Raw genomic sequence first — 6361 nt, forward strand, 5'->3', positions numbered from 1 at the left:
CCCTCGCCACATTGGGCTGCCTCACTAAATTGGGCTGTTTGTTGTCAGAGAGAATGCTTCAAGATGGTGCGTTTTTTGTGTCGTTTACCCCTGCCGCGGCGGGCGGAATGTGCTGTTAAAACGCGGGTCACAGCGGAAACGGCTGCGGCACCCGCTGAATCGGCTTGTTGACCGGGTTTTTCCGGCCTGTCTTTCACGCAAAGCGGCAGGCCAGAGCGGTCTCAGGCGCGCTTTTTCTGCTGTGCCACCGGTGCTTGGGCCAGGCGGGCAAACAGGTCCTTGGGGTCGGCAAGGTCCGGCACCAGTTCCAGTTCGCTGCCCACGTCCAGCGCCGTGGCCACGTCCAGTACGTAACGCAGGGCGGAGTAGTCTTCGATGGCAAAACCTACCGAGTCGAACAGGGTGACCTGGCGCGCGTTTTCGCGGCCTGGCGCCTGGCCGTTGATCACTTGCCACAGCTCGGTGACTGGCGAATCCTCCGGCATGTGCTGGATCTCGCCTTCGATGCGGCTTTGTGGCTCGTACTCGACAATCACGCGGGCCCGTTCGACGATTCGTCGGTCCAGTTCGGTCTTGCCGGGGCAGTCGCCACCGACGGCATTCAGGTGCATGCCCGGTTCGATCATCTCGTCCGTGAGGATGGTGGCGTAGGCCTTGTCGGCGGTGACGGTGGTGACGATGTCGGCGCCTTTCACGGCTTCGGCAACGCTGCCTGCCAGGATCACCTTGATCGCCGGGAAGGCTTTGAGGTTGGCGGCCAGTTTGGCGGTGGCCTTGGCGTCGATGTCGAACAGGCGGATTTCAGTGATGCCCAGCATCGCGTGGAAGGCCAGGGCCTGGAACTCACTCTGGGAGCCGTTGCCGATCAGCGCCATGCTGCGGCTGTTGTCCCGGGCCAGGTAGCGCGCCACCAGGGCCGAGGTGGCGGCCGTGCGGATCGCGGTGGTCAGGGTCATTTCCGCCAGCAGCACCGGTTTGCCGGTGTCCACATCACCCAGGGCGCCGAAGGCCATGACGGTGAGCATGCCGCTCTGGGTGTTTTTCGGGTGGCCGTTCACGTATTTGAAGGCGTACAGCGACGCGTCGGACACCGGCATCAGCTCGATCACGCCCTCGGGCGAGTGGTTGGCCAGGCGCGCGCATTTTTCAAAGTCCTGCCAGCGCAGGTAGTCGGCGCGGATGTACTCGGCCATCTCGGTAATGCAGGTTTGCAGGCCTTTTTGCGAAACCAGGTAGCTCAAGTCGTTGACGTCGATATAGCGGGTCATGGGAAGACTCCTTATTGAAATGAGGGGCGGGTGGGCAGATGCACTTCCGCCAACATGCAGCGGGCACTGCCGCCGCCGATGCGTTCGATGTTGTCGATGTTCACCACCACCGGCCGGGTGTGACGCTCCACATGCTGACGCTGGGCGGGCTTGAGCGAGCCCCAGGCGCTGGCCGACATCACCAGCAGCGGCTGGCCGTCGCGGTCGTGGACTTCCAGCATGTTGCCGGCGAAGGCTTCCAACTGATCGAAGTCCAGGGCGACGATGTCTTTGCCGGTATCGCGCAGGGAGCGTTCAAGGGCCTGGCGCTCGTGGTCATCGGGCAGGGCTTGCAGGCACACCACGGAGAGGTCGCGGCCGACACTCATCATTACGTTGCTGTGGTAGATCGGCGCGTGGTGGCGGTCGACGGCGTGGAATACGCAGACCTGGTAGTCAAGGCGTTCGGCGAACTGGCGGAGGGCATCCTGATGGGTACGCCCGGAATGGCAGGCGTAGCTGATGCGGTGCTGGCGGTCGAGGACCATGCTGCCGGTGCCTTCGAGGAACATGTTCTGTTGTTCGAGGTGGCTGAAGTCGATGGTGTTGTGGATCGCGAAGCGTTGCTCCAGCACTTGCAGCACGCCTTTGTCGCGTTCCAGTCGTCGGTTCCGGCCTTCCATCGGGTACAGCACCAGGCTGCCGTCGGCGTGGCTGCTCCACCAGTTGTTGGGGAAGATCGAATCCGGGGTATGGGGAGCGGGGGTGTCTTGTACCACCAGCACTTCCACGCCGTGGTGGCGCAGGGTGTCGACGTAGCCGTCGAACTCTTCCAGCGCTTTCTGCTGTGCCGCCAACGGGTCGAGAGGCGCACGCTGGAAGCGGTTGTTGATCGCGGTGTCCGGGTTGAAGGCGAAGTGCGCCGGGCGGATCATCAGGACAGTGTTGGTGGTTTGCATGGGGGCACGGGTCCATGGGGTGGGCAGTGAGGCTATTTTGTGCGGTGTGAAGGAAGAATCCCGGCTGAACTGAGGGGGTGGCTCAGCCGGGAAAGCTGAAAAGTGGGGTGGGGCAGCCGAATCGGCTGTGGAGGTGAGTGGAGATCAAAATGTGGGAGNNCCCGCTCCCACATTGGTATTGTGTTGCCTGAGGTTTTTTGTCTGGATGGAGAAACCATGCCCACTGAAGTTCGTCTCGCCCAAACTACCGATGCCGAGGGCATCAGCCAGGTCATCCTGGCGGCCCTGCATGACAGCAACGCCCGGGATTATCCGGCGGATGTGATTGCGCGGGTGGCGAGCAACTTTACTCCCGAGGCTGTCGTGGCGTTGCTCGCGCGTCGAACGGTGCTGGTGGCCATTCAGGATGAGGTGATCGTTGCCACGGCGGCACTTGACGCCAATGTGGTGCGCTCGGTCTTCGTCAATCCGGCGCTGCAAGGGCAGGGCATCGGGCGCTTGCTGATGATTGAAATCGAGCTGCGTGCCCGGGAAGCCGGGGTGACCTTGTTGCATGTGCCGTCTTCGCTGACGGCCGAGCCGTTCTACACCAAGCTGGGTTTCCACACGGTGCGCGATGTCTACCATGGCAATGAACGCACGCTGGTGATGGAGAAGGCGTTGTCATCCCGCCATCCCATCGGCGTCTATCGCGATCGGGCCCATCGGGCGCAGGTGGTGGCGTTGTGGCAGGCGGCGTTTGGTTATGACGCGGCGCATAACCTGCCGAGCCTGGCGATCGACAAGAAGCTGGCGGTCAACGATGGGTTGTTCTTCGTGGCCACCGACAAGAAGGCGGTGATCGGCACTATCCTCGCCGGCTACGACGGGCATCGTGGCTGGTTGTATTCAGTGGCGGTGCACAACGACTATCGCCGCCAGGGCCTGGGCGCCTCGTTGGTGCGGCATGCGGAGCAGGCGTTGACGGCGCTGGGTTGCATGAAGATCAACCTGCAGATCACCAGTGGCAATGACGCGGTGATGGGGTTTTATGAGGCGCTGGGTTATGGCGCGGAGCCGCGGATCAGCATGGGCAAGAAGATCCTGGAAAACATCCCGATGGATAAGGCCTGAACGTCGGTTTTCCAAACACTGAAATCAAAATGTGGGAGCGGNNAAGCCCGCTCCCACAGTTTGGTTTTGCAGTGTTGCTTAGACCTTGACGATCCAGCCCTCAGGCGCTTCGACGTCGCCGGACTGTACGCCAGTCAGCTCTTTGTAGAGCTTCTGGGTGACCGGACCGACTTCTTTTTCGCTGTAGAACACGTGCAGCTTGTCTTTGTACTCGATGCCGCCGATCGGGGTGATCACGGCGGCGGTGCCGCAGGCGCCGGCTTCCTTGAAGTCCGACAGCTTGTCGATCAGCACGTCGCCTTCAACCACTTCCAGGCCCAGGCGCGATTTTGCCAGCTCGATCAGCGACAGGCGGGTGATGCCTGGCAACACCGACGGCGAGTTCGGGGTGACGAACTTGTTGTCGTGGGTGATCCCGAAGAAGTTGGCCGAGCCGACTTCTTCGATCTTCGAGTGGGTGGCCGGGTCGAGGTAGATGCAGTCGGCGAAGTTGGCTTTTTTCGCCAGGGAACCGGGCATCAGGCTGGCGGCGTAGTTGCCACCGACCTTGGCTGCGCCGGTGCCGTTGGGAGCCGCACGGTCGTAGCCGGAGATCAGGAAGTTGTGCGGGGTCAGGCCGCCCTTGAAGTAGGCGCCGACCGGGATGCAGAAGATCGAGAAGATGAATTCCGGCGCGGTGCGCACGCCGATGTTGTCACCGGTGCCGATCACGAACGGGCGCAGGTACAGCGCGCCGCCGGTGCCGTACGGCGGGATGAACCGCTCGTTGGCGCGGACCACTTCCTTGCAGGCTTCGATGAAGGCGTCGGTCGGCACTTGTGGCATCAGCAGGCGGCCACAGCTGCGCTGCATGCGCGCGGCATTCTGGTCGGGGCGGAACAGGTTGATCGAACCGTCCTTGCAGCGGTAGGCCTTGAGGCCTTCAAAGCATTGCTGGCCGTAGTGCAGGGCGGTGGAGCCCTCGCTGATGTGCAGCACGTTGTCGTCGGTCAGGGTGCCTTTTTGCCACTCGCCGTCTTTCCAGGTCTGGAGGAAACGCTTGTCGGTCTTGATGTAGTCAAAACCCAGCTTGTCCCAATTGATGCTTTCGTTACCCATGACACCCTCTATCTTTTGTCAACCGCCTGGTCGAAGGCAGGCTTATGGTTTATTTCTGGATGGGCGCAACAATACTTCATTCTTGGCTTGTGTGGGAGCGGGCTTGCTCGCGAATGCGGCGTGTCATTCGATGCATTCGGTGCTGATCCACCGCTTTCGCGAGCAAGCCCGCTCCCACATATGAACTTCGCCATTTTATAGGTGCAATGCATGCCCCAGGGCCCGCAGGGCTGCTTCCTGTACCGCTTCGCCGAGGGTCGGGTGGGCGTGGATGGTGCCCGCCACGTCTTCCAGGCGTGAACCCATTTCCAGGCTCAGGCCGAAGGCCGTGGACAGTTCCGAGACGCCAACGCCTACCGCCTGCCAGCCGACGATCAGGTGATTGTCGCGGCGCGCCACTACCCGCACGAAGCCGGTTTTCGACTCCAGGGTCATGGCCCGGCCATTGGCGGCGAACGGGAAGCTCGACACGATGCAGTCCAGCCCGGCCGCCCTGGCTTCGTCCGGGGTCTTGCCGACCACTACCAGTTCCGGGTCGGTGAAGCACACCGCCGGGATCGCGGCCGGGTTGAATTCGCGGGATTTACCGCTGATCAGTTCGGCGACCATTTCGCCCTGGGCCATGGCCCGGTGGGCGAGCATCGGTTCACCGCTGAGGTCGCCGATGGCCCACACATTGCGCATGCTGGTCTGGCAGCGGCTGTCGATCTTGATCGCCGAACCGTTCATGTCCAGGTTCAAGGCTTCGAGGTTCCAGCCCTGGGTGTTGGGTTTGCGACCAACGGCAACCAACACCTGGTCGGTTTCCAGCGACAGCGTCTCGCCGCTGGGGTCGCGCACTTGCAGGGTGTTGTGCTCAAAACCGGTGACGCTGTGTTTGAGGAACACCTTCACCCCCAGTTGCTTCAGGGATTCGGCCACCGGTTGGGTCAGTTCGGCGTCGTAGGCCGGCAAAATCCGGTCCTGGGCCTCAACCACGCTGACCTCGGCACCGAGCTTGCGATAGGCAGTCCCCAATTCCAGGCCAATGTAGCCGCCGCCCACCACGATCAAGCGTTTCGGGATGCGTTTCGGCGCCAGGGCTTCGGTGGAGGAGATGATCGGCCCGCCAATCGGCAGCATCGGCAGGTTGACACTTTTCGAGCCGGTGGCCAGCAACAGGTGTTCACACTGGATGCGCTGGTTGCCGACATCGACGGTCTTGCCGTCCACGACCTTGGCCCAGCCCTGAATGACCTGGACCTTGTGTTTTTTCAGCAGCGCGGCTACGCCGGTGGTCAGGCGGTCGACGATGCCGTCTTTCCATTCAACGCTTTTGCCGATGTCCAGGGTCGGCACATCGACTTCGATACCCAACGGCGAACCCTGGCTGTGGTGCACGGTTTGCTGGAACTGTTCGGCGACATGGATCAGCGCCTTGGACGGAATGCAGCCGATGTTCAGGCAGGTGCCGCCCAGCGATTGGCCTTCCACCAGGATGGTCGGGATGCCCAGCTGGCCGGCGCGAATCGCTGCCACGTAACCGCCAGGCCCGCCGCCGATGATCAGCAGCGTGGTGTGCAATGTTTGAGACATGGGTTACTCCAGGAACAGGCTGGCGGGTTGTTCGAGCAGGCCACGGATGGCCTGGATGAATTGCGCCGCGTCCATGCCATCGACCACCCGGTGATCGAAGGAGCTGGAGAGGTTCATCATCTTGCGGATCACGATCTGGCCCTTGATCACCATCGGCCGCTCGACAATGCGGTTGACCCCGACGATGGCCACTTCCGGCAGGTTCAGCACCGGGGTGCTGACAATCCCGCCCAACGCACCGAGGCTGGTCAGGGTGATGCTCGAGCCCGACAGCTCATCGCGACTGGCCTTGCCATTGCGCGCCGCATTCGCCAAGCGATTGATTTCTTGCGCCGTGCCCCACAGGTCGCGGGCTTCGGCGTGACGCAC

The 6361-nt window shown here is 62.2% G+C and carries 6 protein-coding genes; 1 reads left to right on the forward strand and 5 read right to left on the reverse strand.

Annotation, left to right across the window (positions count from 1 at the left end; genetic code table 11):
• Window positions 1-221: 221 nt before the first annotated feature.
• Window positions 222-1268: an ornithine cyclodeaminase gene (locus HX846_RS18600; RefSeq protein ID WP_087694492.1), complete on the reverse strand. Its 1047-nt coding sequence runs from the start codon at window positions 1266-1268 to the stop codon at window positions 222-224.
• A gap of 11 nt (window positions 1269-1279) precedes the next feature.
• Window positions 1280-2206 carry a citrulline utilization hydrolase CtlX gene (gene ctlX, locus HX846_RS18605; RefSeq protein ID WP_003212867.1) on the reverse strand — a complete coding sequence of 309 codons (927 nt, stop codon included), beginning with the start codon at window positions 2204-2206 and terminating at the stop codon, window positions 1280-1282.
• 216 nt (window positions 2207-2422) lie between these two features.
• Here ctlX and HX846_RS18610 point away from each other — a divergent pair, with 216 nt between their 5' ends.
• Window positions 2423-3319, forward strand: a complete 897-nt coding sequence (locus HX846_RS18610) for a GNAT family acetyltransferase (RefSeq protein WP_008434482.1) — start codon at window positions 2423-2425, stop codon at window positions 3317-3319.
• A gap of 78 nt (window positions 3320-3397) precedes the next feature.
• Here HX846_RS18610 and HX846_RS18615 read toward each other — a convergent pair whose 3' ends face one another.
• The 3 genes from HX846_RS18615 to HX846_RS18625 all read right to left on the reverse strand — a co-directional run.
• A complete protein-coding gene (locus HX846_RS18615; protein ID WP_003212864.1) occupies window positions 3398-4417 on the reverse strand; it encodes a branched-chain amino acid aminotransferase in 1020 nt (339 codons plus the stop codon).
• 195 nt (window positions 4418-4612) lie between these two features.
• The gene (lpdA, locus tag HX846_RS18620) at window positions 4613-5992 is read right to left on the reverse strand and encodes a dihydrolipoyl dehydrogenase (RefSeq protein ID WP_178965867.1); all 1380 of its coding nucleotides are present in this window, start codon (window positions 5990-5992) and stop codon (window positions 4613-4615) included.
• A 3-nt stretch (window positions 5993-5995) separates the two neighbouring features.
• The coding region (locus HX846_RS18625) for a 2-oxo acid dehydrogenase subunit E2 (RefSeq protein WP_178965868.1) at window positions 5996-6361 on the reverse strand (366 nt) is incomplete at its 5' end.

It is taken from the genome of Pseudomonas sp. K5002 (assembly GCF_013386655.1).
GTDB lineage: Bacteria > Pseudomonadota > Gammaproteobacteria > Pseudomonadales > Pseudomonadaceae > Aquipseudomonas.